Below are 25,030 nucleotides of genomic sequence, written 5' to 3'. Positions count from 1 at the left end.
ACTTCGAGGCTTTTAGGATAAGGTTTTAACTCCAGCAGGAGAACGATTGTGAAAGACTTATTAAATCTAGTTAAGCAGCAGAGTCAATCCGAAGAGTTTGATGCTATCCGAATTGGATTGGCATCACCGGATCAAATCCGCTCTTGGTCTTATGGCGAAGTAAAAAAGCCAGAGACAATTAACTATCGTACCTTTAAACCGGAACGTGACGGTTTATTCTGTGCCAAGATTTTCGGCCCAGTAAAAGATTACGAATGTTTATGTGGTAAATATAAGCGTTTGAAGCACCGCGGTATTATCTGTGAAAAATGTGGTGTTGAAGTAACGCTTACGAAAGTACGTCGTGAGCGTATGGGGCACATTGATCTAGCCTGTCCTGTCGCGCACATCTGGTTCTTGAAATCACTACCAAGCCGAATTGGTATGCTGATGGATATGACACTACGCGATATTGAGCGTGTGTTGTATTTCGAAGCTTTTGTTGTAACTGATCCAGGTATGACAACCCTTGAGACTGGCCAGCTATTGAGCGAAGAAGGCTATCTTGACGCGTTGGAAGAATTTGGTGATGACTTCGAAGCTAAGATGGGTGCCGAAGCAGTCAGCGATCTTCTTGACCAGATTGATTTACAAGAAGAAGCTCAGCGAATTCGCGAAGAAGAAATTCCTTCGACTAATTCTGAAACAAAGATTAAGAAGCTAAGTAAGCGTCTTAAATTATTGGAAGCGTTCCTGGAGTCAGGTAATGATCCTCAGTGGATGATCATGACCGTACTACCGGTACTTCCACCCGATTTACGTCCATTAGTACCGCTAGATGGTGGCCGTTTTGCGACTTCAGATCTGAACGATCTATACCGTCGTGTTATTAACCGTAACAACCGTTTGAAGCGCTTATTGGATCTAAATGCTCCTGATATTATCGTACGTAACGAAAAGCGTATGCTACAGGAGTCTGTTGATGCGCTTCTTGATAATGGTCGTCGTGGCCGTGCTATTACAGGTTCTAACAAGCGTCCATTGAAATCTTTGGCAGACATGATCAAAGGTAAGCAAGGCCGTTTCCGTCAGAACTTGCTTGGTAAGCGTGTTGACTACTCAGGTCGTTCCGTGATCGTGGTAGGTCCAACATTGAAACTACATCAGTGTGGTCTTCCAAAGAAGATGGCATTGGAATTATTTAAACCATTTATATACAGTAAGCTTGAGTTACGTGGTCTAGCTACGACTATTAAAGCAGCTAAGAAAATGGTTGAACGTGAAGAACCAATTGTTTGGGATATCCTTGAAGAGGTTATTCGTGAGCACCCAGTTCTTCTGAACCGTGCACCAACACTTCACCGTCTTGGTATTCAGGCGTTCGAACCTGTACTAATTGAAGGTAAAGCGATTCAGCTTCACCCACTCGTTTGTACAGCATATAACGCTGACTTTGATGGTGACCAAATGGCGGTCCACGTTCCATTAACCCTTGAAGCTCAGCTAGAGTCTCGAGCGTTAATGATGTCAACTAACAACATCCTTTCACCAGCAAATGGTGAGCCAATTATCGTGCCTACGCAGGACGTGGTTCTTGGCCTTTACTATTTAACGCGTGAGCGTATCAATGCTAAGGGCGAAGGCATGGTATTTGCAGACTCTGATGAAGTTCAGAGAGCATATGCTAATGGTGTTGTTGAGTTACAAACAAAAATTAAAGTTCGTTTGCCTGTGGTTGAGTTTGACGAAGAGAATAACCGCTCTGAATCAATGCAGCTTAAAGATACAACCGTTGGTCGTGCTTTGCTTTGGGATATCGTTCCAGAAGGCATTAGCTTTGACCTGGTTAACCAGGCTATGACGAAAAAAGCAATCTCACGAATGGTTAACACCTGTTACCGTGAGTGTGGTTTGAAAGCGACAGTTATTTTTGCTGACCAATTAATGTATACCGGTTTCTACTACTCGACTCGTTCTGGTACGTCGGTTGGTATCGAAGATATGGTTATCCCGGATATGAAAGCGGGTATTATTGAAGCAGCAGAAGCCGAAGTTGCACAAATTCAAGAGCAGTTCAACTCAGGTCTTGTGACTCAGGGTGAGCGTTATAATAAAGTTGTTGATATCTGGTCGCATACCAACGAAAAAGTTGCAAAAGCGATGATGGATCACATCGGTAACGATGAGGTTGAAACAAAAGACGGTGAGACAGTGACTCAGCCTTCGTTCAACTCAATCTTTATGATGGCCGATTCAGGTGCTCGTGGTAGTGCCGCACAGATTCGTCAGCTGGCTGGTATGCGTGGCCTGATGGCAAAACCGGATGGCTCGATTATTGAGATGCCAATTACGGCTAACTTCCGAGAAGGTCTAGACGTATCTCAGTACTTTATTTCGACGCACGGTGCACGTAAAGGTTTGGCCGATACAGCATTGAAAACTGCTAACTCAGGTTATCTGACTCGTCGTCTGGTAGACGTAGCGCAAGATATGGTTATCACGACTGATGACTGCGGTACTGAAAACGGTATGTACATGACTCCTCTTATTGAGGGTGGTGATGTTGTAGAGCCATTGCGTGAGCGAGTATTGGGCCGTGTTGTTGCTGAGCACGTATATGTGCCAGGTACAGATGAGATTCTGGCTGAAGCAGGAACTTTACTTGACGAGAAATGGGTTGAGATTCTAGAGCATAACTCTGTAGATGAAGTTAAGGTTCGCTCTGTGATTACCTGTGAAACGCGAAATGGCGTGTGTGCGGCCTGTTATGGTCGTGACCTGGCTCGTGGTCATATTATTAACCACGGTGAGTCTGTTGGTGTTATCGCTGCACAGTCGATCGGTGAGCCGGGTACACAGTTAACGATGCGTACGTTCCACATTGGTGGTGCTGCGTCTCGTGCTTCTGCGGACAACAATGTACAGATTAAGAATGATGGTACTCTTCGTCTGAAGAATGCTAAGACTGTTGAGCGTAAAGACGGCAAGCAGGTTATCGTATCTCGTTCATCTGAATTGAACGTTATTGACGAGTTTGGTCGTGAGCGTGAGCGCTATAAGCTACCTTACGGTGCCGTATTGGCTAAGAATGAAGGTGAAGAGGCGAAAGGTGGCGACATCGTTGCTAACTGGGATCCACACACTCACCCAATCATTACTGAGCTTGACGGTAAGATCCAGTTCGTTGACATGATTGAAGGCGTTAACATTGAACGTCAGACAGATGAACTTACTGGCTTGAGCTCAATTGTTATTACTGAGAACAAGCAGCGTTCAGGCAGCAAATCAGCTGACGTTAAGCCTGCGATTAAATTGGTTGATACCAAAGGTAAAGAGCTGTGTATTCCGGGTACGGATATGCCAGCGGTTTACTTCTTACCAACCAATGCCATCGTAAGTCTGGAGGATGGTGCAGAGGTAAGCATTGGTGATGCAATTGCACGTATTCCGCAGGAAAGTTCTAAAACAAAAGATATTACGGGTGGTCTACCACGAGTAGCTGACCTGTTTGAAGCTCGTAAACCGAAAGAGCCAGCAATTCTTGCTGAAATTTCAGGTACGGTTAGCTTCGGTAAAGAAACAAAAGGTAAGCGTCGTCTTGTCATTACTCCTCAAGACAGTGACGATACTTACGAAGAGTTAATTCCTAAATGGCGTCAGCTGAACATCTTCGAAGGTGAGAAGGTTGAGAAAGGTGAGGTTGTATCTGACGGTGCAGATAATCCACACGATATTTTACGCCTGAAAGGGATTACAGAGCTTGCGCGTTACATCGTGAATGAAGTTCAGGAAGTTTATCGTCTACAGGGTGTAGGTATTAACGATAAGCACATTGAAGTGGTCATTCGTCAGATGTTGCGTAAGTGTATTGTTACTGATGCAGGTGACTCTCGCTTCCTAAAAGGTGATCAAATGGAAGTTGTTAGAGTACTTGAAGCAAACGATAAGTTGATTGAAGAAGGTAAAGAGCCAATCAAGTTCGAACGTGTCTTGATGGGTATTACCAAAGCGTCTTTAGCAACAGAATCGTTTATCTCAGCGGCGTCATTCCAGGAAACGACTCGAGTACTTACCGAAGCGGCTGTGAGCGGTAAGGTTGATGACTTGAATGGCTTGAAAGAGAACGTAATTGTGGGTCGTTTGATCCCGGCAGGTACGGGTTTGACATACCATGAAGAGCGTCGTCGCAAACGTGCTGCGGAAATACAAATTGAAGATGTTGTAGGTCCATCAGCAGATGATGTTGAGCAAGCTCTTTCTGAAGAGTTGAGCTCAATGGAAGATAACGAGGCTTAAAGTGCTTGTGCCTGTTCAATTCTTGATCATTGAGCAGGCTTGACAACGTATTAGGACCTCTTTAGAATAGCGCGCCCTAGATGTAAGTCCTTACGGTAAACCGTATACAGGGTACGCTATATAAAGCGTGAACCAGATATAGAGAATGAATTAATGGCTACTATTAATCAGCTTGTAAGAAAACCTCGCGTTAAGCAGGTAAAAAAGACCAACGTTCCAGCGTTGGAAGCTTCTCCACAGAAACGTGGTGTATGTACGCGTGTTTATACTACAACGCCTAAAAAGCCGAACTCGGCTTTGCGTAAGGTTGCACGTGTGCGTTTAACTAACGGTTATGAAGTATCGTCATACATCGGCGGTGAAGGTCATAACCTGCAAGAGCACAGTGTTGTACTTATCCGTGGCGGTCGTGTAAAGGATTTGCCAGGTGTACGTTATCACTGTGTACGTGGCTCGCTTGACCTTGCTGGTGTTAAAGACCGTAAGCAAGGCCGTTCGAAGTACGGTGCTAAGAAGCCAAAAAGCTAAATTACTAGTTGCAGCGTTAATTGAATTTTTGTTTCAGCAACTCGTTGGAATCAAAGCCAACTTCGCTTCACAAAAATTCAATTGCCTTGCAATAGAAATTTAGTAGGTCTAGCTAAATAGACCAAGCGCTTTAATTAGTTTGACATATTAAAGCGTTACAATGAGAGAATAGTCTAGTAGCTGATCGTCCGATCGGCTATTTCACTATGTGAGTAAGGCCAGATAAGTGTCGTAACAGCTTATTCTGGGTCGTCCTGAAGTTACACATGCATGAGGAAAAATTGACATGCCAAGAAGACGTGTTGTCGCAAAACGCGAAATCCTTCCTGATCCTAAGTTCGGAAGTGAATTACTAGCGAAGTTCATCAACGTATTAATGCTTGACGGTAAAAAGTCTGTAGCAGAGAAAATCGTTTATGGCGCGTTGGATATCATCTCTGAAAAGAAATCAGGTGAAGAACCATTAGAAATGTTTGAAAAAGGCTTGGAAAACATCCGCCCAATGGTGGAAGTTAAGTCTCGCCGTGTTGGTGGTTCAACATACCAGGTACCAGTAGAAGTTCGCCCTGCTCGTCAGACTGCACTAGCCATGCGCTGGTTGACTGACGCAGCTCGTAAGCGTAGTGAAAAATCTATGCGTGAGCGTCTAGCTGGTGAAATTCTTGATGCTATCGAAAGCCGTGGCTCAGCTGTGAAGAAACGTGAAGACGTTCACCGTATGGCTGAAGCTAACAAAGCTTTCTCGCATTTCCGTTGGTAATCCAAGGAGTTTATTGTGGCACGTAAAACCCCAATTAAACGATACCGTAACCTTGGTATCGTTGCGCACGTGGACGCTGGTAAAACAACGACTACAGAGCGTATTCTTTTCTACACTGGTCTTTCTCATAAGATCGGTGAAGTACATGATGGCGCCGCGACCATGGACTGGATGGAGCAGGAGCAGGAACGTGGTATTACTATTACCTCAGCTGCGACTACTACTTTCTGGAGTGGTATGGAACAGCAGTTTGACGAGCACCGTATTAACATCATCGACACCCCTGGACACGTTGACTTTACCATTGAGGTAGAGCGTTCATTACGTGTACTAGATGGTGCGGTAGTTGTACTGTGTGGTTCATCTGGTGTACAGCCTCAGACTGAAACTGTATGGCGTCAGGCTAACAAGTATGAAGTTCCACGTATGGTCTTTGTTAACAAAATGGACCGTGCTGGTGCTGATTACGGAATGGTTATTGACCAGTTGAAATCAAAGCTGAATGCTAACCCAGTTCCGATGCAATTGACTATTGGCTCAGAAGACGAGTTCAAAGGTGTTGTTGATCTGGTTAAGATGAAAGCTGTTATCTGGAATGAAGAAGATATGGGTATGACCTTCTCTTATGAAGACATCCCTGCTGACCTTCAAGCTCAGTGCGAAGAAATGCGTGAGTTTATGGTAGAAGCTGCAGCTGAATCTTCTGAAGAGATGATGGAAAAGTACCTTGAAAATGGTGAACTTTCTGAAGAAGAAATCAAGAAAGGTATCCGTGAGCGTACTCTAGCTAACGAAATCATCCCAGTATTCGGTGGTTCTGCATTTAAAAATAAGGGTGTTCAAGCGGTATTGGACGCAGTTATTGAGTACATGCCTTCTCCAGTAGAAGTTAAAGCGATTCGTGGTACAGTGGACATCGAAAACGAAGAAACTGAATTGCGTGAAGCAGATGACAATGCTCCTTTCGCAGCGTTGGCATTCAAAATCGCAACTGACCCATTCGTGGGTACTCTAACTTTCTTCCGTGTTTATTCTGGTGTTATCAACTCTGGTGACCATGTTTATAACTCGGTTAAAGAGAAGAAAGAGCGTATCGGTCGTATTGTACAGATGCACTCAAACAGCCGTGAAGAGATTAAAGAAGTTCGCGCAGGCGATATCGCTGCAGGTGTTGGTCTTAAAGACGTAACAACTGGTGATACTTTATGTGACTTGGAACACAAAATTATCCTTGAGCGTATGGAGTTCCCAGATCCTGTAATCTCGGTTGCTGTTGAGCCAAAAACTAAAGCTGACCAAGAAAAAATGGGTATTGCTTTAGGTAAATTGGCACAGGAAGATCCATCGTTCCAGGTTCGCACAGACGAAGAATCAGGCCAGACTATTATTTCTGGTATGGGCGAGCTTCACCTGGATATTCTTGTTGACCGTATGAAGCGTGAATTTAAAGTTGAAGCTAACATCGGTGCACCTCAGGTAGCTTACCGTGAATCTATCCGTAACACGGTTGAAGTCGAAGGTAAATTCGTACGTCAATCAGGTGGTCGCGGTCAGTATGGTCACGTTTGGGTTAAACTTGAGCCACAAGAGCCAGGCTCGGGCTTTGAGTTCGTAAACGAAATCGTTGGTGGTGTAGTACCAAAAGAATACATTGGTGCTGTACAGAAAGGTATCGAAGAGCAGCTTGAAAACGGTATTATCGCTGGTTATCCAGTGCTAGACGTTAAAGCGACGCTTTATGATGGTTCTTACCACGATGTTGACTCGAATGAGATGGCATTTAAAATCGCAGGTAGTTTAGCGGTTAAAAATGCAGCTTCATCAGCGAATCCAGCATTGCTAGAGCCAATGATGAAAGTTGAAGTGGTAACTCCTGAAGAGTACATGGGTGACGTTATGGGTGACCTTAACCGTCGTCGTGGCCTTGTAAAAGGTATGGATGACAGCCCATCAGGTAAAGTTATTGATGCTGAAGTACCTCTTTCAGAAATGTTTGGTTACGCGACAGACGTTCGTAGTTTGTCACAAGGCCGTGCAAGCTTTACGATGGAGTTCGCACATTACGCTGAAGCTCCAAACAACATTGCTGAAGAAGTTATCAGTAAGAATTCTTAATTTTAAATTTGAAGTTCCAGATAGATTAGAGGAATTAAACAATGTCTAAAGAAAAATTTGAACGTACCAAGCCGCACGTAAACGTGGGCACAATTGGCCACGTTGACCACGGTAAAACGACTTTAACGGCAGCGATCTGTACTGTATTAGCAAAAGAATACGGTGGTGCAGCTCAGGCATTCGCAGATATCGATAACGCTCCAGAAGAGCGTGAGCGTGGTATCACGATTGCGACTTCGCACGTTGAATATGAAACACCAAGCCGTCACTACGCACACGTAGACTGCCCAGGCCACGCTGACTATGTTAAAAACATGATCACAGGTGCTGCACAGATGGATGGTGCGATTCTAGTAGTATCAGCGGCAGACGGCCCGATGCCACAGACGCGTGAGCACATCTTGTTGTCACGTCAGGTAGGTGTACCGAAGATTGTTGTATTCTTGAACAAATGCGACATGGTAGACGACGAAGAGTTGCTAGAGCTAGTAGAGATGGAAGTTCGTGAACTTCTAGATCAATACGAGTTCCCAGGCGACGACACGCCAATCATCCAAGGTTCAGCATTGAAAGCATTGGAAGGTGATGAAGGTAAGTTGGGTAAAGAAGCAATCATCGCTTTAGGTGAAGCTCTAGATACTTACATTCCAGAGCCAGAGCGTGCGATTGACAAGCCATTCTTGTTACCAATCGAAGACGTATTCTCAATTTCAGGTCGTGGTACAGTAGTAACAGGCCGTGTAGAGAGTGGTGTTGTTAAGGTTGGTGAAGAGATTGAAATCGTAGGTATCAAAGATACTACGAAGACAACAGTAACTGGCGTAGAGATGTTCCGTAAGCTTCTAGACCAGGGTGAAGCTGGTGACAACGTAGGTGTACTACTACGTGGTACGAAGCGTGACGAAGTAGAGCGTGGTCAGGTATTGGCACACGTAGGTACAATTACTCCGCACACACGTTTCGAAGCAGAAGTATACGTACTATCTAAAGATGAAGGTGGTCGTCATACACCATTCTTCAAAGGCTACCGTCCACAGTTCTACTTCCGTACGACAGACGTAACGGGTGCAGTAGAGCTACCTGAAGGCGTAGAGATGGTAATGCCAGGCGACAACATCAAGATGGATGTTGAGCTAATTGCACCGATTGCGATGGACGAAGGTTTACGCTTCGCGATTCGTGAAGGTGGCCGTACAGTAGGTGCGGGTGTTGTATCTAAAATCCACGAGTAATCTCGGACTTTAGTACGACATAAGCTATCTAGCTTAGAAAAGGGCACTTCGGTGCCCTTTTTTATTATCTGCTATAAAAATAGCCCATTGTTTATGTCGGGTTGTTGGAATAGCATGGGTGATTATGTTCACTCATTGCTAACGCCATAAGGCTTATGATTTGAAATACCCTAACTACAATACAAAGGTGCTTATATAATGAGGCAGGCAATTTTAGGTGGAGGTTGCTTCTGGTGTATTGAAGCTGTTATGCAGCGCTTAAAAGGAGTTCATTCTGTCGTCTCTGGGTATGCCGGAGGTGATAGTACCAACCCAACCTATCGTGAAGTATGCAGTGGAGAGTCAGGTCACGCGGAGGTGGTAAAAGTAACATTTGACGATAATCTTGTGACATATAAGGACCTTCTAGAGGTGTTCTTCACTACCCATGATCCGACACAGGTCGATGGGCAGGGTGCTGATATAGGAACCCAATATCGCTCAATAATAATGTACTCTGATGAAGAGCAAAGAAAAGTAGCAGAAGCAGTGATAAATGACGTTGGTAAGCTTTATGAAAAGCGATTAGCAACAGAGTTAGTGCCCGTAGAACATTTTTATCCCGCCGAGGATTACCATCAGGATTACTATGAGCATAACGGTATGCAGCCTTACTGTATGGCAGTTATAGAGCCTAAACTGCAGAAACTAAGACAAAAGCACTCAGATAAGTTAAAGTAAATCAGTGGGTTAAAAGTAAAAAAGGGGAGTATATGAAATACAAAGCCGTTCATCAGCCTATGGATAAACGTTTTATTGTACCTCTAGAAGACGACCATAAAGCAGTTGTTAGTTATGAAATGCAGGGTGATATTTTGAAATTGGTGCATTCCGAAGTGCCCGAGGAATTACGTGGTAAAGGGTATGGTTCAGTGATGATGGAAGCTGTATTAAAAGCAATTGAACAGGAAGGGTACAAGATTGTTCCAGTATGTTCTTATGTTAAACACTATATATCTAAGCATGACGAGTGGCAGCACTTAGCAGCGTAGCAATGGATGAAGGTTCTTCTAAGCTATCGTAATATTAAGGAATTAATTGCCATAGAGGCTTGCAAACACGGATAGGATCCCCTATAATTCGCGTCCCTTTGTAGGCGTAACGGCCACAATTAGGGTTGTTCTTGCGAAGCAATTTCAGACTTTTGTGTAAAGTAAGTTATTGATTTTGCTAACAACAGGCTCGATTTGAGTCTGAAACAAGTTTGGTAACCGCACCCCTCGTTAGTAGTAGGGTGGAGCGGTTTTTTATGTTCTTTTAATTAATATAGTGGAGTTCTTTGCAATGGCAAAGCAACGTATTCGAATCAGATTGAAAGCGTTTGATCACAAGTTGATTGACTTATCGACTTCAGAGATCGTAAACACCGCTAAGCGTACTGGTGCTCAGGTAAAAGGTCCTATCCCTTTACCAACACGTAAAGAGCGTTACACCATCTTGACGTCACCACACGTCAACAAAGATGCGCGTGATCAGTATGAAATTCGTACGCACAAGCGTTTAGTGGACATCATCGAGCCAACAGAAAAAACTGTTGACGCTTTGATGAAGTTGGATTTGGCAGCTGGTGTTGATGTTCAAATTAGCCTGTCTTAAGGCAGACATCAGTAGCAAGGTTATAACCATTTCGGTTGAGGTTTAAAACATGGCTATCGGAATAGTAGGTATAAAACGAGGTATGACTCGTGTCTTCACTGAAGACGGCGTGTCTATCCCGGTTACCGTAGTAGAAGCCGACCCAAATCGCATCACTCAGCTTAAGACAGCTGATGTTGACGGTTATGAAGCGGTTCAAGTCACTACAGGAAGCCGTAAGGCAAACCGTATCAGTAAAGCAGAAGCTGGTCACTTTAAAAAAGCTAACGTTGAAGCTGGTCGCGGTTTGTGGGAGTTCCGTGTGGACTCTTTGGAAGGTTTCGAAGTTGGCGGTGAAGTCAAAGTTGAAGTTTTCGAAGAAGGTCAAAAAGTTGACGTAACTGGTACCTCTAAAGGTAAAGGTTACGCTGGCGCGATCAAACGTTGGAACTTCCGTGGTCAAGATAGTACACACGGTAACTCATTAGCACACCGTGCTCCTGGTTCAATTGGTCAAAACCAAACACCAGGTCGTGTATTTAAAGGCAAGAAAATGTCAGGCCACATGGGTGCTGAGCGCGTAACAGTACAAACTTTAGAAGTTGTACGTGTTGATGCTGAGCGCAATTTGTTGTTAATCAAAGGTGCCGTCCCAGGCGCTACTGGCGGTGATGTAATCGTACATCCTGCTGAGAAAGCCTAGGCCAAGAGGAGTTGACTATGGAACTTAGTTTGACATCTGGCGGCGCAATAAAGGTTTCTGAAGTAGCTTTTGGCCGTGAATTTAACGAGTCATTAGTTCACCAAGTAGTAGTTGCTTACATGGCAGCTGCTCGTGCCGGAACTCGTGCACAGAAGAACCGTAGCGCTGTAAGCGGTGGTGGTAAAAAACCATGGCGTCAAAAAGGTACAGGTCGTGCCCGTGCTGGTACTATCCGTAGCCCATTATGGCGCAAAGGTGGTGTAACTTTCGCTGCGCAACCACAAGACTACACTCAAAAAGTAAACCGCAAAATGTACCGCGGTGCGATCCAAAGCATTCTTAGTGAATTGGTTCGTCAAGAGCGCTTGATTGTAGTAGAAGAATTTGCAGTTTCAGCTCCAAAAACAAAAGAGCTGGTTGGCAAATTGAAAGAGCTTGATGCTAAAGAAGCGTTAATCGTTACTGATGAAGTTGACGAAAACCTATTCTTGGCGTCTCGCAACTTACATAAAGTTGACGTTCGTGACGTTCAAGCATTAGACCCTGTTAGCCTAATTGGTTTTGACAAGGTTGTGATGACTGTCGCGGCTGTTAAGAAAGTAGAGGAGATGTTGGGATGAACCAAGAGAGAATCTTAAAAGTTCTTCTAGCGCCTCACGTTTCTGAAAAAGCGACGATTTTGGCTGAAAACGACAACCAATTCGTTTTCAAAGTAGCTAAAGACGCTAACAAGCGTGAAATCAAGAAAGCTGTAGAGACTTTGTTCGAAGTTGAAGTTGAAAGCGTTCGTACTTTGAACATGAAAGGTAAACGTAAGCGTTTTGGTCTACAAGAAGGCCGTCGTCCTAACTGGAAAAAAGCTTACGTCTCATTGAAGCCTGGTCAAGACCTTGACTTCGTAGGCGGCGAGTAACAAGGAGATTAGTAATGGCAATTGAAAAAGCTAAACCAACTTCTCCAGGACGCCGCTTTGTCGTTAAAGTGGTGAATTCTGACCTGCATAAGGGTAAACCTCATGCGGCTTTATTAGAGAAGAAATCAAAATCAGGTGGTCGTAACAATGACGGTCGTATCACGACTCGTCACATCGGTGGTGGTCATAAGCAACATTACCGTGTTATCGACTTTAAGCGTAACAAAGATAATATCGCTGGTAAGGTTGAGCGCCTTGAGTACGATCCAAACCGTAGTGCACACATCGCACTAATCTGCTATGCAGACGGTGAGCGTCGTTACATCATTGCTCCTCGTAACATAAAAGCTGGTGATACTATCGTTTCTGGTGAGCGTGCTCCGATTCGTGTCGGTAACGCGTTACCAATGCGTAACATCCCTGTTGGTACAACAGTTCATAACATTGAACTTAAGCCAGGCAAGGGTGCGCAAATGGCTCGTAGTGCTGGTGCTTATGCTCAGATCGTTGCACGTGAAGGCAGCTATGTGACCTTGCGTCTGCGTTCAGGTGAAACACGTAAAGTGTTGTCTGAAGGTCGCGCTACTATTGGTCAGGTAGGTAATTCAGAGCACATGCTACGTAGTTTGGGTAAAGCTGGTGCCAAACGTTGGCGTGGTGTTCGCCCAACGGTTCGTGGTGTCGCTATGAACCCAGTTGACCACCCACATGGTGGTGGTGAAGGACGTACCTCTGGTGGTCGTCATCCTGTGTCTCCATGGGGTACGCCTACTAAAGGTAAGAAAACTCGTAGCAACAAGCGCACAGACAAGCTAATTGTCCGTCGCCGTAATAAACGATAGAGGATAGCACAGTGGCACGTTCGTTAAAGAAAGGCCCATTCATTGACCTTCACTTATTAAAGAAGGTTGAAGAAGCTGCGGCCTCTGGTTCTAAGAAACCAATTAAAACATGGTCTCGTCGTTCAACCGTTTTTCCAGAAATGGTTGGTCTGACGATTGCCGTTCACAATGGTCGTCAACACGTACCTGTCTTTGTTTCTGAAGACATGGTTGGCCACAAGTTAGGTGAGTTTGTATTAACTCGTACCTATCATGGTCACGATGTTGATAAGAAAGCCAAGAAACGATAAGGCGAGGAGTGAAAGATGGAAGTAGCAGCTAAATTGCGTAATGCCACCATCTCGGCACAGAAGATGCGTCTTGTCGCCGATCAAATTCGTGGCTTACCAGTAGAAAAAGCGTTGAACACTCTTGAATTCAGCCCAAAGAAAGCGGCTCGTATTATCAAGAAAGTTCTTGAGTCTGCGATTGCAAATGCTGAGCATAATGAAGGTGCTGATATCGACGAGTTGAAAGTTTCAACTATCTTCGTTGATGAAGCGGCGACAGCAAAGCGTATGCGTCCGCGCGCGAAAGGTCGTGGCGACCGCATCTTAAAGCGTAATAGCCACGTCACCGTTAAAGTATCGGATAACTAGGAGAAGGTAATGGGTCAAAAAGTTCATCCTACCGGTATCCGCTTAGGTATCGTAAAAAAGCATACTGCAACTTGGTATGCTGAGCGCGGCGATTTTGCGGATAACTTGGAAAGTGATATCAACATCCGTAACTGGTTGTTAAAAGAATTGAAACACGCTTCAGTATCTCGCGTAGAAATCGAGCGTCCAGCGAAAGCGATCCGTGTGACTATTCACACAGCGCGTCCTGGTATCGTTATCGGTAAGAAAGGTGAAGATATCGAAAAATTGCGTGGCAAGATTGCCAACATGGCTGGTGTTACAGCTCAGGTGTCTGTTGAGCAAGTGCGTAAGCCAGAGCTTGATGGTCAGTTGGTCGCTGATAACGTTGCACAGCAGCTGGAGCGTCGTGTGATGTTCCGTCGTGCAATGAAGCGTGCCGTTCAAAACGCGATGCGTCTTGGTGCAGAAGGTATCAAGATTGAAGTAAGTGGTCGTTTAGGTGGTGCTGAGATTGCTCGTACTGAGTGGTACCGTGAAGGTCGTGTACCTTTGCATACGCTTCGTGCGAACATCGATTATGCTACATCTGAAGCGAATACTACTTACGGTATCATCGGCATTAAAGTATGGATTTTCAAAGGTGAAGTTCTTCCGGGTCAAGAAATTGAAGAGCCTAAAGAAGAGAAGAAACCTCGCCGCAGAAAACCTGCTCCTAAAGCGAAAAAATAGGGGTAAGTATTATGTTATTGCCAAAAAGAACGAAATATCGTAAGCAGCATAAATTACGTAACCGTGGTTCGAAAGCTCATAACGTTAGCTTTGGTGAATACGGTTTGAAAGCTGTGGGTCGTGGTCGTATGACTGCTCGCCAAATTGAGGCGGCTCGTCGTGCTATGACTCGTCACATGAAGCGTGCTGGTAAAGTGTACATTCGTGTATTCCCTGACAAGCCAATCACTAAAAAGCCTTTAGAAGTTCGTATGGGTAAAGGTAAAGGTAGTGTTGAATATTGGGTTGCTCAGATTCAGCCAGGTCGCATGTTATATGAAGTGGAAGGTGTTTCTGAAGAGCTAGCACGAGAAGCGTTTACGCTAGCAGCGGCTAAGCTTCCTTTCAAAACAACCTTTGTTAAGCGGACGGTGATCTAATGAAAGCGACAGAATTGAAAGATAAGAGCGTTGAAGAGCTCAACGTAACTTTGAATGAGCTTTTGCAAGATCAATTCAAGTTACGTATGGAAAAGGCTACGGGCCAAGTGACTGAAACACACAAGTTGCGTGAAGTACGTCGCGACATCGCCCGTGTTAAAACCATTATCAACCAAAAGGCAGGTTCATAATGAGCACTGAAACAATTCAACGCACATTACAGGGCAAAGTCGTCAGCGACAAAATGGATAAATCCATCACTGTACTAGTTGAGCGTTATGTGAAACACCCTTTATACGGTAAGTTCATTAAGCGTTCGACAAAAGTTCACGCTCATGACGAAGCTAACGAGTGCAAATTGGGTGATGTGGTGAGAATTGCTGAGTGTCGTCCACTATCAAAAACCAAGTCTTTTAAGCTGGTTGAGATAGTTGAGAGCGCTAGCTAATTGAACCATAGTTAACCCTGAAGTGATTAATTTCGCCTCGGGGTTAGGATTTTTAGTAATTTAATGGTATACTCCTGCGCCTTTTAGCGCGGGATTAAGCGGAGAAAACCATGATCCAGATGCAATCAGTACTAGACGTAGCCGATAATTCAGGTGCTCGTCGTGTAATGTGTATTAAGGTACTGGGTGGTTCGCATCGTCGTTACGCTAACATTGGTGACATCATCAAAGTGAGCGTAAAAGAAGCGATCCCACGCGGTAAGGTTAAAAAAGGTGACGTTCTAAACGCAGTTGTAGTTCGTACTCGTAAAGGTGTTCGTCGTCCAGACGGATCTCTGATCAAGTTTGACGGTAACGCAGCTGTTATTTTGAATAACAACCTACAGCCGATTGGTACTCGTATCTTTGGGCCTGTTACACGTGAACTACGTGGTGACAAGTTCATGAAGATCGTGTCTTTGGCACCAGAAGTACTTTAAGAGAGACGAGAATCATGCAAAAGATTAAAAGCGGCGACGAAGTCATCGTAATCGCGGGAAAAGACAAAGGCAAACGTGGTAATGTTGACCGCGTTCTTGCTGATGGTCGCGTGATTGTGAGTGGCGTCAATATCATCAAGAAGCACACAAAGCCAAGCCAAAATCCAGATGGTTCTATCAACGAAGGTGGAATTGTCGAGAAAGAGGCTGCGTTTGAAGCTTCTAATGTAGCTATTTACAACCCTTCAACAGGTAAAGCTGATCGTGTTGGCTTTAAGGTTGAAGACGGTAAGAAAACACGCTTCTTCAAGAAAACTGGCGAAGCGATTTAACTGTTAACATTTAGGTAATAAATGATGGCGAAACTGCACAACTTTTACAAAGATACTGTTGTACAGCAGCTTCAAGAGAAGTTTGAGTACAAATCAGTTATGCAAGTCCCACGCATTACCAAGATCACATTGAACATGGGTCTGGGTGAAGCTCTTGCGGACAAGAAGATCCTTGAGCACGCAGTAAGTGATATGACTGCTATCTCAGGCCAAAAGCCTATCATCACTAAAGCACGCAAATCAGTTGCGGGCTTTAAAATTCGTGATGGCTACCCAATTGGCTGTAAAGTGACTCTTCGTGGCGAGCGTATGTGGGAATTCTTAGAAAGATTTATCTCAATCGCGGTTCCACGTATTCGTGACTTCCGTGGTTTGAACCCTAAATCTTTTGACGGCCGTGGTAACTACTCAGTAGGTATCAAAGAGCAAATCATTTTCCCAGAAATTGATTATGACAAGGTCGATAAGGTTCGTGGTATGGACATTACAATCACCACTACGGCAAACAGCAATGAGGAAGGTCGCGCACTATTAGACGCGTTTAACTTCCCATTGAAATCATAAGAGGCACGCTATGGCTAAAAAATCAATGATCGAGCGTGAATTGAAGCGTGCAAAGACTGTAGAAAAGTACGCTGCAAAACGCGCAGAGCTAAAAGCAATCATCAAGAACCCTAACTCTTCAGAAGAAGACGTTTGGGAAGCTCAGGTGAAACTGCAAAAGCTTCCACGTAACGCGAATCCAGTTCGTCAACGTAACCGTTGTCGCGTAACTGGTCGTCCACACGGTTACCTTCGTAAGTTCGGTATGTGTCGTAACAAATTACGTCAGCATGCAATGAAAGGTGACGTTCCTGGTCTGGTAAAAGCTAGCTGGTAAGCTGTTGGAGAATCACACATGAGTATGCAAGATCCTATAGCAGATATGTTGACTCGTATTCGTAACGGCCAGACTGCTGCGAAGAAGACTGTCGAAATACCTGCGTCAAAAATTAAAAAAGCGATCGCTGAAGTATTGGTAAACGAAGGTTTCATCAATGGTTACAGCGTAGAAGAAGGTGCTATCCCAACTATGACTGTTGAGTTGAGATACTACCAAGGTCGTCCTGTAATTGACGAATTGAAGCGTGTAAGCCGTCCAGGCCTACGTATATACAAGAAAGTTGATGAACTTCCAAAAGTTATCGGCGGTCTTGGTATTGCTGTCGTTTCAACGTCTCAAGGTGTGATGACTGACCGTGCTGCGCGTAAAGCAGGACACGGCGGTGAGATCATCTGCACTGTAGCGTAAGGGGAGAGTAAAGATGTCACGTGTAGCAAAAGCCACTGTATCTATCCCTTCAGGTGTTGAAATCAACATCAAAGATGGCGTGATCAGTGTTAAAGGTTCTAAAGGTCAGCTTGAAGAACAACTACATAACGATGTAGAAGTTAAAGTTGAAGACGGCGAAGTAAACTTCGCGCCTAAAGACGATGCTAAAAACTGGGCAATGGCGGGTACATACCGTGCATTGGTCAACAACATGGTAACTGGTGTTACTGAAGGTTTTGAAAAGAAACTAAAACTTATCGGTGTTGGTTATCGTGCACAGGTTCAAGGTAAGAAATTGAACCTAACCCTGGGCTTTTCTCACCCAATCGAATTTGAGATCCCAGAAGGCGTTACTATCGAAGCTCCTTCGCAAACGGATCTAATCGTTAAGGGTCCGAGCAAGCAAATCGTCGGTCAAGTTGCGGCAAACATTCGTGGTTACCGTCCACCTGAACCTTATAAAGGTAAAGGTGTCCGTTATGAAGACGAATACATTGTTCGCAAAGAAGCCAAGAAGAAATAGTAGGGCAGGGTCATGAAAAAGAAAATTCAACGTTTGCGTCGTGCGTCTAAAAGTCGCGCAAAAATGCATGAGCTAGGTGTAACGCGCCTAGTTGTGAATAGAACCCCTCGCCACATTTACGCTCAAGTAATCAGCGGTGAGAACGGTAATATAATCGCAAGTGCTTCGACTGTGGAAAAGGCCGTTCGTGGTGACGTTAAGTATACAGGTAACCTCGACGCTGCTAAGCAGGTAGGTACTTTGGTTGCTGAGCGCGCTATCGAAGCGGGTGTAAAGCAAGTAGCTTTCGACCGCAGTGGATTCAAATATCACGGACGTGTGGCAGCATTAGCTGACGCCGCTCGTGAAAAAGGCTTACAGTTCTAAGGTGTGAAGCATGGCAAAAGATATGAATAACCAAGAAGGTTTAGTTGAAAAGTTAGTCAACGTAAACCGCGTTGCTAAAGTAGTTAAGGGTGGTCGTATTTTCGGTTTCACAGCTTTAACTGTTGTCGGCGACGGTAAGGGTAAAGTGGGCTTCGGTCGTGGTAAATCGAAAGAGGTGCCTGTAGCAATTCAAAAAGCTATGGAGCAAGCTCGTCGTAACATGATCCAGGTTGAGTTGAAAGACGGTCACACTTTACAACATCCAATTAATGCCCGTCATGGCGCATCAAAAGTTTACATGCAGCCAGCATCAGAAGGTACCGGTATCATTGCTGGTGGTGCGATGCGTGCTGTTTTTGAGGTGCTAGGTATCCAAAACGTCTTGGCAAAGAGTGTTGGTTCTACAAACCCAATTAATATCGTTCGTGCAACGATTAATGGTTTGACCCAAATGACTTCGCCAGAATCAATGGCTGCCAAGCGTGGTAAATCAGTAGAAGAGATTTTGGACTAAGACGATGGCAAAGAAAATGATGAAAGTAACGCAGACGCGTTCTAGCATTAGCCGCTTGGAAGCTCACAAGGCTTGTTTGCGCGGTCTAGGTTTGCGTCGCATCGGTCATACGGTAGAGGTTGAAGATACTCCTTCAACTCGCGGTATGGTAAACAAAGTTTACTACATGGTTAGTGTTGAGGAGTAATATCATGCGTTTAAATACATTGATGCCAGCTCCTGGTAGTAAAAAAGATCGTAAACGTGTTGGCCGAGGCATCGGTTCTACTGACGGTAAAACTGCAGGTCGCGGTCATAAAGGTCAGAAGTCACGTTCAGGCGGTTTCAATAAGATTGGTTTCGAAGGTGGTCAGATGCCTTTGAAACAACGTTTACCAAAGTTTGGCTTTAAGTCGCGTAAGGCTTTGGTTACTGCTGAAATTCGTTTAAACGAACTTTCAAAAGTAGACGGTGATGTTGTAGATATGTTGAGCTTGAAAAAAGCTGGCATTATCGGCAACAGCATTGAAAACGCAAAAGTGATCTTGTCTGGTGAAATTGAACGTCCAGTAACTGTTTCTGGTGGTGTTCGTGTGACTAAAGGTGCACAGAAAGCTATCGAAGCAGCTGGCGGTAAGGTTGAATCATAATGGCATTATCACCACAGCAATTAGCAAAAAGCGGTGGTTTGAATGAGCTCAAACAACGTCTGTTGTTTGTGCTCATTGCTATTGTAGTCTTCCGTCTAGGTTCTTTTGTACCTGTTCCGGGTGTAAACGCCGAAGCACTACAACAGATATTGAATTCAGATACTATTTTCTCTTTATTCAATGTCTTTTCAGGCGGTGCGATGGAACGTGCCTCAGTTTTAGCACTAGGTATCATGCCGTATATTTCGGCGTCGATTATCATGCAGATCCTGAGTTATGTCGATCCTCGTTTGAAAGAGATCAAGAAGGAAGGCGAAAGTGGACGCCGTAAAATCAACCAGTATACTCGCTATCTAACGGTTGGCCTGGCTACAGTTCAAGCCTTCGGTATGGCGACTCAGCTACCGAGCATGGTTCCTGGGTTGGTTGAGAATCCTGACTTTTCGTTCTATTTTGTTGCGATAGCTACATTGGTAACGGGCACTATGTTCCTGATGTGGTTGGGTGAACAAATTACGGAAAGAGGTATCGGTAACGGTATCTCTATTATTATCTTGGTGGGTATCGTTGCTGGTTTCCCACAGGCTATCAAGCAAGTATTTTCACAAGCTTATGATGGTCAGCGTGACGTTCTGGGTATCCTGGTGTTCGCTGTCTTTGCACTTGCTGTGATTTACTTCATAGTGTGGTTTGAAACGGCTCAACGTCGTATCACGATCAACTACGCAAAACGCCAACAAGGTAATAAGGTTTTTGCAGCACAAAGTAGCTTCCTACCAATGAAGCTTAATATGGCGGGTGTAATCCCTGCTATTTTTGCATCCAGTATCGTATTGTTCCCAGGTACTTTGTTATCTTGGTTCGGTAACGCTGGAGAAGTCAGTTGGTTAAGTACTTTGGCGCAGAATCTACAACCTGGTAATCCGGTCTACATGATGTTGTACGCCTCGGGTATTATATTCTTTGCTTTCTTTTATACAGCATTGACGCAAAACCCACGTGATACAGCTGATAACCTGAAAAAATCAGGCGCCTTTATTCCAGGTATTCGTCCTGGTCAACAAACGGCTAGTTATTTAGATAAGGTCACAACCCGATTGACGTTCTGGGGTGCCCTTTACATGACTGCAGTATGTTTGTTACCAGAGTTTCTGATTTTGCTATTTGAATATCCGTTCTACTTCGGTGGTACGTCACTATTGATTATTGTAGTTGTTGCTATGGACTTCATGGCTCAAGTACAAGCGCATATGATGTCGCAGCAATATGACTCGGTATTGAAAAAAGCAAATCTTAAAAAGCATGGCCCGTCGGGTCGTGTACGTCGCTAAGCATGTTGGAGTAACAAATGAAAGTTCGTGCTTCTGTTAAGAAAATGTGCCGTAACTGCAAAGTGATTCGTCGTCACGGCAGTGTTCGCGTTATCTGTGTTGACCCTCGCCATAAACAGCGTCAAGGTTAATTCGATAATTGTTTGATTTTTAGGCGTGGGATGGCTAAAATAGCCGCCCTTTCACGCCTGCTTATTTAATTTAGGAGAAATTGTTAAATGGCTCGTATAGCTGGTATTAACATTCCGGTACATAAGCATGCTGATGTCGCACTGACCGCTATCTATGGTATCGGTCGTCCTCGTGCACAGAAAATCTGTGCTGATGCAGGGGTTGAACCTACTGCAAAGATCAAAGATTTGAGCGAAGACCAAATTGAGAATCTACGTAACGAGGTGAGCAAATTTACTGTCGAAGGTGATTTGCGTCGCGAAATCAACATGAATATTAAACGTTTGATGGACTTGGGTTGTTTCCGAGGAATTCGTCATCGTCGTAACCTGCCTCTGCGCGGTCAACGTACGAAGACAAATGCTCGTACCCGTAAAGGTCCTCGCAAACCGATTAAGAAATAGTTTGGTGGAATACAATGGCTAAATCACCTCGTACTGCAAAGAAAAAAGTTAAAAAGACCGTAGTTGATGGTATGGCGCATATCCATGCGTCGTTTAACAACACCATCATTACGATCACAGACCGCCAAGGAAATGCTCTTGCATGGGCAACTTCTGGTGGCTCTGGCTTCCGTGGTTCACGAAAGTCCACTCCTTTTGCTGCACAGGTAGCTGCTGACCGCGCTGCCCAAACAGTAAAAGAGATGGGTATGAAAAATGTTGAAGTATTCGTTAAGGGTCCTGGACCAGGTCGTGAATCAGCGGTTCGCGCACTTAACGCTGCTGGCTTTAAAGTCACCAACATTACTGATGTGACACCGATTCCACACAATGGTTGTCGCCCGCCTAAAAAGCGTCGTGTGTAACAATAACGGGAGTTTATAATGGCTAGATATCTAGGTCCTAAACTTAAATTGTCGCGTCGTGAAGGTGTCGATCTTGGACACAAATCAGGCGTACGCGCAATTGAGACCAAATGTAAAATTGAAGTTGTTCCAGGTCAGCATGGCGCTCGTCGTAGCCGTCTTTCTGACTACGGTCTACAGCTTCGTGAAAAGCAAAAAGTTCGTCGTATCTACGGTGTACTTGAACGCCAATTCCGTAATTACTACAAAGAAGCTGATCGTATCAAAGGTGCGACTGGCTCAAACTTGTTACAATTACTTGAATCGCGTTTAGACAACGTAGTTTATCGTATGGGTTACGCTTCTACACGTGGCGAAGCTCGTCAGCTAGTTAGCCACAAAGCAATTTTGGTTAACGGCCAAGCGGTAAATATTCCTTCTTACTCAGTTAAAGCTGATGACGTGATCTCTGTTCGTGAAAAATCACAGAAGCAGGCACGTATCACTGCAGCTCTTGAGCTTGCAGCTCAACGCGATAAGCCTGAGTGGATTGAAGTCGATGCAAAGAAAATGGAAGGTACTTTTAAGCGTCTTCCAGAGCGTACAGAATTGGACGCTAGCATCAACGAAAACCTAATTGTAGAGCTTTACTCTAAGTAATTTTTAATCCTTGAGAGGGATAATATGTCAGCAACTGAATTTCTGACTCCGCGTCAAATTAAGGTCGAATCAGACGAAGGCACTAAAGCCCGAGTTATATTAGAGCCTTTTGAGCGTGGATTTGGACACACTTTGGGTAACTCACTGCGTCGCATCTTGCTATCGTCTATGCCTGGTGCTGCAGTGACAGAAGTAGAAATCGACGGCGTACTTCACGAATACTCAGCTATTGAGGGTGTTCAGGAAGACGTGATCGATATCCTTTTGAACTTAAAAGGATTGGCAGTTCGCCTTGAAGATAAAGAAGAGGTTACTCTGACTTTACAAAAGAAAGGTGAAGGCGTCGTGTCTGCTGCTGACATTGAAGAAGTTTCTGGTGCAGAAGTAGTGAACAAAGATCACTACATCGCCACTTTGAATAAAGGTGGCGCTTTAACCATGCGTATCAAGGTTAAACTTGGTCGCGGTTATGAAGCATCAAACACACGTAAACAACCAGAAGGTGAAGATAAGCCTATTGGTGTTTTACAGGTGGACTCTTCTTTCAGCCCAATGAAGAAAGTATCTTACACCGTAGAATCTGCGCGTGTTGAGCAGCGTACTAACTTAGACAAGCTGGTTCTTGATCTTGAAACAAACGGTACTATTGACCCTGAAGAAGCAATCCGCCGTAGTGCGACCATTCTTCAGCAGCAATTGGCAGCGTTTGTTGATCTTAAAGATGAGAAGCAAGCTGAGCCTGAGAAAGAAGAACCAGAAATCGATCCGATTCTATTGCGTCCGGTTGATGATCTGGAACTGACAGTACGTTCTGCAAACTGTCTGAAAACTGAGAATATCCATTATATTGGTGACTTGGTTCAGCGTACCGAAGTTGAGTTACTCAAAACTCCAAACCTTGGTAAGAAGTCATTGACCGAAATCAAAGACGTTCTTGCTTCACGTGGTTTGTCTTTAGGTATGCGTCTTGAAAACTGGCCGCCATCAAGCATTTTGGGTGAATAACCTAAGCTTATAAGGCTAGCTAAAGTTCAGCTGGATACTTCTGTTACTTTGTAATTAGTGAGTATCCAGTTTTTTAATCGAAGTAATTATTATTTGATGATTATTTCAAAATTGTAGGGTGCAAGCCCTACTTAGTAAGTGTTCGCAGTACTATAGCAGGCTGTGATTAAATAGAGTGAGGAACTCAATATGCGTCATCAAAAATCAGGTCGTAAATTAAACCGTAACAGCTCACACCGTAAAGCAATGTTCCGTAACATGACTGCGTCATTAATCGAGCATGAGCTTATTCGTACTACTTTGCCTAAAGCAAAAGAACTACGTCGCGTTGCTGAGCCGTTAATTACTTTAGCGAAGAATGATACTGTTTCTAACCGTCGTCTAGCTTTTGCACGTATTCGTGACAATGCAGCAGTAGCAAAACTATTCAGTGAACTTGGTGTTCGTTACCAAGATCGTCCGGGTGGCTACCTACGCATTTTGAAATGTGGAAATCGTCCAGGCGATAATGCTCCAATGGCATACGTTGAATTAGTAGATCGTCCTATCGTTGAAGAGGAAGACGATTTGGAAGTAGAAGAAACTGAAGCCTAATTCATTTCTTTTACCGATGAATAAAAAAGCCAGCTGTTAGCTGGCTTTTTTATTTTTCACCGGGCTTCTGTGCAGACTTGCTTACAAAAAGATAGATAAAGAAAACTGCCATCACAAGTATTGCAATGATTACTATTGCACTGAAAATACCAAAAGGGCTTGAGAAAAGTTCGCTGAATAACTTCATAGGCTGACTCCTATTAATTTGACAGTCTTCAGCTTAATTTATGGGTAGAATAAGGCCCTGATCCAGATCAAGGGAATTATCAGTAATCTGGATTTCTAATTACCAGTATCTCACCCTCAAAGTGTTCGGGTTCGGTTGCATACCAGTCTAGGAGATCGCAGTCTTTGTACTTATCCAGACATTTTTCTGCTAATTCATAAAACGGCTCTCGCCCAGGGTCGGCGATAATAATCTCCTTAACCCCAGCTTTGAATGCGCGATTAATCAGATTGTAGTGAATCTTAGTTAATTTATCCCAAAAGCAGATGTCAGCGCCTATCAATATATCGAACTCTGAGAACTGCTTTTTCGTTATTTTTTCAAAGCTAGCTTGTTTGGTTTTAATCTCTACCTCATTTAAGGCAGCTTGAACCTCGAGGTAAGGGAACACTTCATCATCGCGGTCAACACCTGTAACTTTTGCATCTGCATGCTGTGCACAAAAGATACTGGCAGGTCCCCAGCCACACCCGAGCTCCATAATTGTCTTTCGATGGCCCAAAGTTTCATTATGTAGAAAGTAGTCCATTAGTAGGAAGCTACTGTTCCATGTTTTGTGCCCATGAATAGAAGGAGTGTAGTATTTCTTCAGTTTGCGCACAAACCTGTGATTATTTTTCAGTAGTAAAATACCGTAAGCCTGAAATATATTGTTCTCTGGTAACTCCTGTAAAAGTGGCATAAGCATATTTTTAATTAACTTTGTTTCAGTTTAGAACTTGTTTGAGCATTTGTTAAGCGTGACTTATGTATTCCGCTTCGCTATCAAGCGTTTAATGCCTTCAAGGCTTTCGATATAAATGTTGTGTCATGTCAGTATGTTGCAGTAGTCTTACGTCTAATACTGTTTCTTTTCAATAAGACCTTCAGGTTGTTATAGTTAAGTTACACTAGCATTAGGAG

At 44.1% G+C, this 25,030-nt stretch carries 37 protein-coding genes; 35 read left to right on the top strand and 2 right to left on the bottom strand.

All coding sequences use genetic code 11. The features are described from left to right. Nucleotides 1-48: 48 nt before the first annotated feature. From rpoC to rplQ, 35 genes are all read left to right on the top strand, one after another. Nucleotides 49-4,275 carry a DNA-directed RNA polymerase subunit beta' gene (rpoC, locus tag KS2013_RS10050; protein ID WP_068993341.1) on the top strand — a complete coding sequence of 1,409 codons (4,227 nt, stop codon included), beginning with the start codon at nucleotides 49-51 and terminating at the stop codon, nucleotides 4,273-4,275. 153 nt (nucleotides 4,276-4,428) lie between these two features. After that, nucleotides 4,429-4,803 carry a 30S ribosomal protein S12 gene (rpsL, locus tag KS2013_RS10045; protein WP_068993338.1) on the top strand — a complete coding sequence of 125 codons (375 nt, stop codon included), beginning with the start codon at nucleotides 4,429-4,431 and terminating at the stop codon, nucleotides 4,801-4,803. 286 nt (nucleotides 4,804-5,089) lie between these two features. Then, nucleotides 5,090-5,563 (top strand): 30S ribosomal protein S7, encoded by a 474-nt coding sequence (rpsG, locus tag KS2013_RS10040; RefSeq protein ID WP_068993335.1) that lies wholly within the window; start codon nucleotides 5,090-5,092, stop codon nucleotides 5,561-5,563. Between the two features lie 15 nt (nucleotides 5,564-5,578). Further along, nucleotides 5,579-7,678 carry an elongation factor G gene (gene fusA / locus KS2013_RS10035; protein WP_068993333.1) on the top strand — a complete coding sequence of 700 codons (2,100 nt, stop codon included), beginning with the start codon at nucleotides 5,579-5,581 and terminating at the stop codon, nucleotides 7,676-7,678. 41 nt (nucleotides 7,679-7,719) lie between these two features. Then, the gene (tuf, locus tag KS2013_RS10030; RefSeq protein ID WP_068993330.1) at nucleotides 7,720-8,910 is read left to right on the top strand and encodes an elongation factor Tu; all 1,191 of its coding nucleotides are present in this window, start codon (nucleotides 7,720-7,722) and stop codon (nucleotides 8,908-8,910) included. 198 nt (nucleotides 8,911-9,108) lie between these two features. After that, nucleotides 9,109-9,630 (top strand): peptide-methionine (S)-S-oxide reductase MsrA, encoded by a 522-nt coding sequence (gene msrA, locus KS2013_RS10025; RefSeq protein WP_068993326.1) that lies wholly within the window; start codon nucleotides 9,109-9,111, stop codon nucleotides 9,628-9,630. Between the two features lie 32 nt (nucleotides 9,631-9,662). Continuing rightward, a complete protein-coding gene (locus KS2013_RS10020) occupies nucleotides 9,663-9,941 on the top strand; it encodes a GNAT family N-acetyltransferase (RefSeq protein WP_068993323.1) in 279 nt (92 codons plus the stop codon). A 292-nt stretch (nucleotides 9,942-10,233) separates the two neighbouring features. Beyond that, nucleotides 10,234-10,545, top strand: a complete 312-nt coding sequence (gene rpsJ / locus KS2013_RS10015; protein WP_068993320.1) for a 30S ribosomal protein S10 — start codon at nucleotides 10,234-10,236, stop codon at nucleotides 10,543-10,545. Between the two features lie 49 nt (nucleotides 10,546-10,594). Next, the gene (gene rplC / locus KS2013_RS10010; protein ID WP_068993316.1) at nucleotides 10,595-11,227 is read left to right on the top strand and encodes a 50S ribosomal protein L3; all 633 of its coding nucleotides are present in this window, start codon (nucleotides 10,595-10,597) and stop codon (nucleotides 11,225-11,227) included. 17 nt (nucleotides 11,228-11,244) lie between these two features. After that, complete coding sequence (gene rplD, locus KS2013_RS10005; RefSeq protein WP_068993313.1) at nucleotides 11,245-11,847, top strand: 50S ribosomal protein L4; 603 nt, start codon at nucleotides 11,245-11,247, stop codon at nucleotides 11,845-11,847. Further along, nucleotides 11,844-12,140, top strand: a complete 297-nt coding sequence (gene rplW / locus KS2013_RS10000) for a 50S ribosomal protein L23 (RefSeq protein ID WP_068993311.1) — start codon at nucleotides 11,844-11,846, stop codon at nucleotides 12,138-12,140. The genes rplD and rplW overlap by 4 nt, the downstream gene beginning before the upstream one ends. 14 nt (nucleotides 12,141-12,154) lie before the next feature. Further along, nucleotides 12,155-12,982, top strand: coding sequence for a 50S ribosomal protein L2 (gene rplB / locus KS2013_RS09995; RefSeq protein ID WP_068993308.1), 828 nt, complete (start codon nucleotides 12,155-12,157; stop codon nucleotides 12,980-12,982). A gap of 11 nt (nucleotides 12,983-12,993) precedes the next feature. After that, a complete protein-coding gene (gene rpsS / locus KS2013_RS09990; protein WP_046561879.1) occupies nucleotides 12,994-13,272 on the top strand; it encodes a 30S ribosomal protein S19 in 279 nt (92 codons plus the stop codon). A gap of 15 nt (nucleotides 13,273-13,287) precedes the next feature. Beyond that, nucleotides 13,288-13,620: a 50S ribosomal protein L22 gene (gene rplV / locus KS2013_RS09985; protein WP_068993306.1), complete on the top strand. Its 333-nt coding sequence runs from the start codon at nucleotides 13,288-13,290 to the stop codon at nucleotides 13,618-13,620. A gap of 9 nt (nucleotides 13,621-13,629) precedes the next feature. Next, nucleotides 13,630-14,331 carry a 30S ribosomal protein S3 gene (gene rpsC, locus KS2013_RS09980; RefSeq protein WP_068993304.1) on the top strand — a complete coding sequence of 234 codons (702 nt, stop codon included), beginning with the start codon at nucleotides 13,630-13,632 and terminating at the stop codon, nucleotides 14,329-14,331. Nucleotides 14,332-14,342: 11 nt separating this feature from the next. After that, nucleotides 14,343-14,750, top strand: coding sequence for a 50S ribosomal protein L16 (rplP, locus tag KS2013_RS09975; protein WP_068993302.1), 408 nt, complete (start codon nucleotides 14,343-14,345; stop codon nucleotides 14,748-14,750). Continuing rightward, a complete protein-coding gene (gene rpmC / locus KS2013_RS09970) occupies nucleotides 14,750-14,941 on the top strand; it encodes a 50S ribosomal protein L29 (protein ID WP_046561875.1) in 192 nt (63 codons plus the stop codon). Before rplP ends, rpmC begins: the two co-directional genes overlap by 1 nt. Beyond that, nucleotides 14,941-15,198 (top strand): 30S ribosomal protein S17, encoded by a 258-nt coding sequence (gene rpsQ / locus KS2013_RS09965; protein WP_068993300.1) that lies wholly within the window; start codon nucleotides 14,941-14,943, stop codon nucleotides 15,196-15,198. Before rpmC ends, rpsQ begins: the two co-directional genes overlap by 1 nt. A gap of 110 nt (nucleotides 15,199-15,308) precedes the next feature. Beyond that, the gene (gene rplN / locus KS2013_RS09960) at nucleotides 15,309-15,677 is read left to right on the top strand and encodes a 50S ribosomal protein L14 (RefSeq protein ID WP_068993298.1); all 369 of its coding nucleotides are present in this window, start codon (nucleotides 15,309-15,311) and stop codon (nucleotides 15,675-15,677) included. Between the two features lie 14 nt (nucleotides 15,678-15,691). Then, the gene (gene rplX / locus KS2013_RS11930) at nucleotides 15,692-16,009 is read left to right on the top strand and encodes a 50S ribosomal protein L24 (RefSeq protein ID WP_068993296.1); all 318 of its coding nucleotides are present in this window, start codon (nucleotides 15,692-15,694) and stop codon (nucleotides 16,007-16,009) included. Nucleotides 16,010-16,033: 24 nt separating this feature from the next. Further along, the gene (gene rplE, locus KS2013_RS11925) at nucleotides 16,034-16,573 is read left to right on the top strand and encodes a 50S ribosomal protein L5 (protein ID WP_068993294.1); all 540 of its coding nucleotides are present in this window, start codon (nucleotides 16,034-16,036) and stop codon (nucleotides 16,571-16,573) included. 10 nt (nucleotides 16,574-16,583) lie between these two features. Then, a complete protein-coding gene (gene rpsN, locus KS2013_RS09945) occupies nucleotides 16,584-16,889 on the top strand; it encodes a 30S ribosomal protein S14 (RefSeq protein WP_068993291.1) in 306 nt (101 codons plus the stop codon). Between the two features lie 18 nt (nucleotides 16,890-16,907). Continuing rightward, nucleotides 16,908-17,300: a 30S ribosomal protein S8 gene (gene rpsH / locus KS2013_RS09940; RefSeq protein WP_068993289.1), complete on the top strand. Its 393-nt coding sequence runs from the start codon at nucleotides 16,908-16,910 to the stop codon at nucleotides 17,298-17,300. A gap of 13 nt (nucleotides 17,301-17,313) precedes the next feature. After that, nucleotides 17,314-17,844 carry a 50S ribosomal protein L6 gene (rplF, locus tag KS2013_RS11920; protein WP_068993287.1) on the top strand — a complete coding sequence of 177 codons (531 nt, stop codon included), beginning with the start codon at nucleotides 17,314-17,316 and terminating at the stop codon, nucleotides 17,842-17,844. Nucleotides 17,845-17,856: 12 nt separating this feature from the next. Beyond that, the gene (rplR, locus tag KS2013_RS11915; RefSeq protein WP_068993285.1) at nucleotides 17,857-18,210 is read left to right on the top strand and encodes a 50S ribosomal protein L18; all 354 of its coding nucleotides are present in this window, start codon (nucleotides 17,857-17,859) and stop codon (nucleotides 18,208-18,210) included. A gap of 10 nt (nucleotides 18,211-18,220) precedes the next feature. Next, a complete protein-coding gene (gene rpsE, locus KS2013_RS09925; protein WP_068993283.1) occupies nucleotides 18,221-18,724 on the top strand; it encodes a 30S ribosomal protein S5 in 504 nt (167 codons plus the stop codon). Nucleotides 18,725-18,728: 4 nt separating this feature from the next. Further along, nucleotides 18,729-18,911 carry a 50S ribosomal protein L30 gene (rpmD, locus tag KS2013_RS09920; RefSeq protein WP_068993280.1) on the top strand — a complete coding sequence of 61 codons (183 nt, stop codon included), beginning with the start codon at nucleotides 18,729-18,731 and terminating at the stop codon, nucleotides 18,909-18,911. Between the two features lie 4 nt (nucleotides 18,912-18,915). Further along, nucleotides 18,916-19,353 carry a 50S ribosomal protein L15 gene (gene rplO / locus KS2013_RS09915; protein ID WP_068993277.1) on the top strand — a complete coding sequence of 146 codons (438 nt, stop codon included), beginning with the start codon at nucleotides 18,916-18,918 and terminating at the stop codon, nucleotides 19,351-19,353. Then, a complete protein-coding gene (gene secY, locus KS2013_RS09910) occupies nucleotides 19,353-20,684 on the top strand; it encodes a preprotein translocase subunit SecY (RefSeq protein ID WP_068993275.1) in 1,332 nt (443 codons plus the stop codon). Before rplO ends, secY begins: the two co-directional genes overlap by 1 nt. 17 nt (nucleotides 20,685-20,701) lie before the next feature. Continuing rightward, a complete protein-coding gene (rpmJ, locus tag KS2013_RS11865; RefSeq protein WP_046561862.1) occupies nucleotides 20,702-20,815 on the top strand; it encodes a 50S ribosomal protein L36 in 114 nt (37 codons plus the stop codon). A gap of 87 nt (nucleotides 20,816-20,902) precedes the next feature. Then, nucleotides 20,903-21,259, top strand: a complete 357-nt coding sequence (gene rpsM, locus KS2013_RS09905; protein WP_068993272.1) for a 30S ribosomal protein S13 — start codon at nucleotides 20,903-20,905, stop codon at nucleotides 21,257-21,259. Nucleotides 21,260-21,273: 14 nt separating this feature from the next. Next, nucleotides 21,274-21,663 carry a 30S ribosomal protein S11 gene (gene rpsK, locus KS2013_RS09900; protein ID WP_068993269.1) on the top strand — a complete coding sequence of 130 codons (390 nt, stop codon included), beginning with the start codon at nucleotides 21,274-21,276 and terminating at the stop codon, nucleotides 21,661-21,663. 18 nt (nucleotides 21,664-21,681) lie between these two features. Then, nucleotides 21,682-22,302 carry a 30S ribosomal protein S4 gene (gene rpsD / locus KS2013_RS09895; RefSeq protein ID WP_068993266.1) on the top strand — a complete coding sequence of 207 codons (621 nt, stop codon included), beginning with the start codon at nucleotides 21,682-21,684 and terminating at the stop codon, nucleotides 22,300-22,302. Between the two features lie 24 nt (nucleotides 22,303-22,326). Next, a complete protein-coding gene (locus KS2013_RS09890; RefSeq protein WP_068993263.1) occupies nucleotides 22,327-23,307 on the top strand; it encodes a DNA-directed RNA polymerase subunit alpha in 981 nt (326 codons plus the stop codon). Nucleotides 23,308-23,496: 189 nt separating this feature from the next. Continuing rightward, the gene (gene rplQ / locus KS2013_RS09885; RefSeq protein WP_068993261.1) at nucleotides 23,497-23,901 is read left to right on the top strand and encodes a 50S ribosomal protein L17; all 405 of its coding nucleotides are present in this window, start codon (nucleotides 23,497-23,499) and stop codon (nucleotides 23,899-23,901) included. 49 nt (nucleotides 23,902-23,950) lie between these two features. Here rplQ and KS2013_RS11910 read toward each other — a convergent pair whose 3' ends face one another. Beyond that, a complete protein-coding gene (locus tag KS2013_RS11910; RefSeq protein WP_083217832.1) occupies nucleotides 23,951-24,088 on the bottom strand; it encodes a DUF3149 domain-containing protein in 138 nt (45 codons plus the stop codon). A 79-nt stretch (nucleotides 24,089-24,167) separates the two neighbouring features. Then, nucleotides 24,168-24,809 carry a class I SAM-dependent methyltransferase gene (locus KS2013_RS09880; RefSeq protein WP_068994533.1) on the bottom strand — a complete coding sequence of 214 codons (642 nt, stop codon included), beginning with the start codon at nucleotides 24,807-24,809 and terminating at the stop codon, nucleotides 24,168-24,170. Between the last annotated feature and the right edge of the window lie 221 nt (nucleotides 24,810-25,030).

This window comes from Kangiella sediminilitoris, assembly GCF_001708405.1.
GTDB lineage: Bacteria > Pseudomonadota > Gammaproteobacteria > Enterobacterales > Kangiellaceae > Kangiella > Kangiella sediminilitoris.
Note: the sequence above shows the minus strand (reverse complement) of the source record. Positions and strands in the feature narration are given on the sequence as shown.

Bases quoted from the DNA above. Each gene is read 5' to 3' on its own strand.
- rpsL (WP_068993338.1), top strand. From the start codon at position 4,429: ATGGCTACTATTAATCAGCTTGTAAGAAAACCTCGCGTTAAGCAGGTA.
- rpsG (WP_068993335.1), top strand. From the start codon at position 5,090: ATGCCAAGAAGACGTGTTGTCGCAAAACGCGAAATCCTTCCTGATCCT.
- tuf (WP_068993330.1), top strand. From the start codon at position 7,720: ATGTCTAAAGAAAAATTTGAACGTACCAAGCCGCACGTAAACGTGGGC.
- msrA (WP_068993326.1), top strand. From the start codon at position 9,109: ATGAGGCAGGCAATTTTAGGTGGAGGTTGCTTCTGGTGTATTGAAGCT.
- KS2013_RS10020 (WP_068993323.1), top strand. From the start codon at position 9,663: ATGAAATACAAAGCCGTTCATCAGCCTATGGATAAACGTTTTATTGTA.
- rpsJ (WP_068993320.1), top strand. From the start codon at position 10,234: ATGGCAAAGCAACGTATTCGAATCAGATTGAAAGCGTTTGATCACAAG.
- rplC (WP_068993316.1), top strand. From the start codon at position 10,595: ATGGCTATCGGAATAGTAGGTATAAAACGAGGTATGACTCGTGTCTTC.
- rplD (WP_068993313.1), top strand. From the start codon at position 11,245: ATGGAACTTAGTTTGACATCTGGCGGCGCAATAAAGGTTTCTGAAGTA.
- rplW (WP_068993311.1), top strand. From the start codon at position 11,844: ATGAACCAAGAGAGAATCTTAAAAGTTCTTCTAGCGCCTCACGTTTCT.
- rplB (WP_068993308.1), top strand. From the start codon at position 12,155: ATGGCAATTGAAAAAGCTAAACCAACTTCTCCAGGACGCCGCTTTGTC.
- rplV (WP_068993306.1), top strand. From the start codon at position 13,288: ATGGAAGTAGCAGCTAAATTGCGTAATGCCACCATCTCGGCACAGAAG.
- rpsC (WP_068993304.1), top strand. From the start codon at position 13,630: ATGGGTCAAAAAGTTCATCCTACCGGTATCCGCTTAGGTATCGTAAAA.
- rplP (WP_068993302.1), top strand. From the start codon at position 14,343: ATGTTATTGCCAAAAAGAACGAAATATCGTAAGCAGCATAAATTACGT.
- rpmC (WP_046561875.1), top strand. From the start codon at position 14,750: ATGAAAGCGACAGAATTGAAAGATAAGAGCGTTGAAGAGCTCAACGTA.
- rpsQ (WP_068993300.1), top strand. From the start codon at position 14,941: ATGAGCACTGAAACAATTCAACGCACATTACAGGGCAAAGTCGTCAGC.
- rplN (WP_068993298.1), top strand. From the start codon at position 15,309: ATGATCCAGATGCAATCAGTACTAGACGTAGCCGATAATTCAGGTGCT.
- rplX (WP_068993296.1), top strand. From the start codon at position 15,692: ATGCAAAAGATTAAAAGCGGCGACGAAGTCATCGTAATCGCGGGAAAA.
- rplE (WP_068993294.1), top strand. From the start codon at position 16,034: ATGGCGAAACTGCACAACTTTTACAAAGATACTGTTGTACAGCAGCTT.
- rpsN (WP_068993291.1), top strand. From the start codon at position 16,584: ATGGCTAAAAAATCAATGATCGAGCGTGAATTGAAGCGTGCAAAGACT.
- rpsH (WP_068993289.1), top strand. From the start codon at position 16,908: ATGAGTATGCAAGATCCTATAGCAGATATGTTGACTCGTATTCGTAAC.
- rplF (WP_068993287.1), top strand. From the start codon at position 17,314: ATGTCACGTGTAGCAAAAGCCACTGTATCTATCCCTTCAGGTGTTGAA.
- rplR (WP_068993285.1), top strand. From the start codon at position 17,857: ATGAAAAAGAAAATTCAACGTTTGCGTCGTGCGTCTAAAAGTCGCGCA.
- rpsE (WP_068993283.1), top strand. From the start codon at position 18,221: ATGGCAAAAGATATGAATAACCAAGAAGGTTTAGTTGAAAAGTTAGTC.
- rpmD (WP_068993280.1), top strand. From the start codon at position 18,729: ATGGCAAAGAAAATGATGAAAGTAACGCAGACGCGTTCTAGCATTAGC.
- rplO (WP_068993277.1), top strand. From the start codon at position 18,916: ATGCGTTTAAATACATTGATGCCAGCTCCTGGTAGTAAAAAAGATCGT.
- secY (WP_068993275.1), top strand. From the start codon at position 19,353: ATGGCATTATCACCACAGCAATTAGCAAAAAGCGGTGGTTTGAATGAG.
- rpmJ (WP_046561862.1), top strand. From the start codon at position 20,702: ATGAAAGTTCGTGCTTCTGTTAAGAAAATGTGCCGTAACTGCAAAGTG.
- rpsM (WP_068993272.1), top strand. From the start codon at position 20,903: ATGGCTCGTATAGCTGGTATTAACATTCCGGTACATAAGCATGCTGAT.
- rpsK (WP_068993269.1), top strand. From the start codon at position 21,274: ATGGCTAAATCACCTCGTACTGCAAAGAAAAAAGTTAAAAAGACCGTA.
- rpsD (WP_068993266.1), top strand. From the start codon at position 21,682: ATGGCTAGATATCTAGGTCCTAAACTTAAATTGTCGCGTCGTGAAGGT.
- KS2013_RS09890 (WP_068993263.1), top strand. From the start codon at position 22,327: ATGTCAGCAACTGAATTTCTGACTCCGCGTCAAATTAAGGTCGAATCA.
- rplQ (WP_068993261.1), top strand. From the start codon at position 23,497: ATGCGTCATCAAAAATCAGGTCGTAAATTAAACCGTAACAGCTCACAC.
- KS2013_RS11910 (WP_083217832.1), bottom strand. From the start codon at position 24,088: ATGAAGTTATTCAGCGAACTTTTCTCAAGCCCTTTTGGTATTTTCAGT.
- KS2013_RS09880 (WP_068994533.1), bottom strand. From the start codon at position 24,809: ATGCCACTTTTACAGGAGTTACCAGAGAACAATATATTTCAGGCTTAC.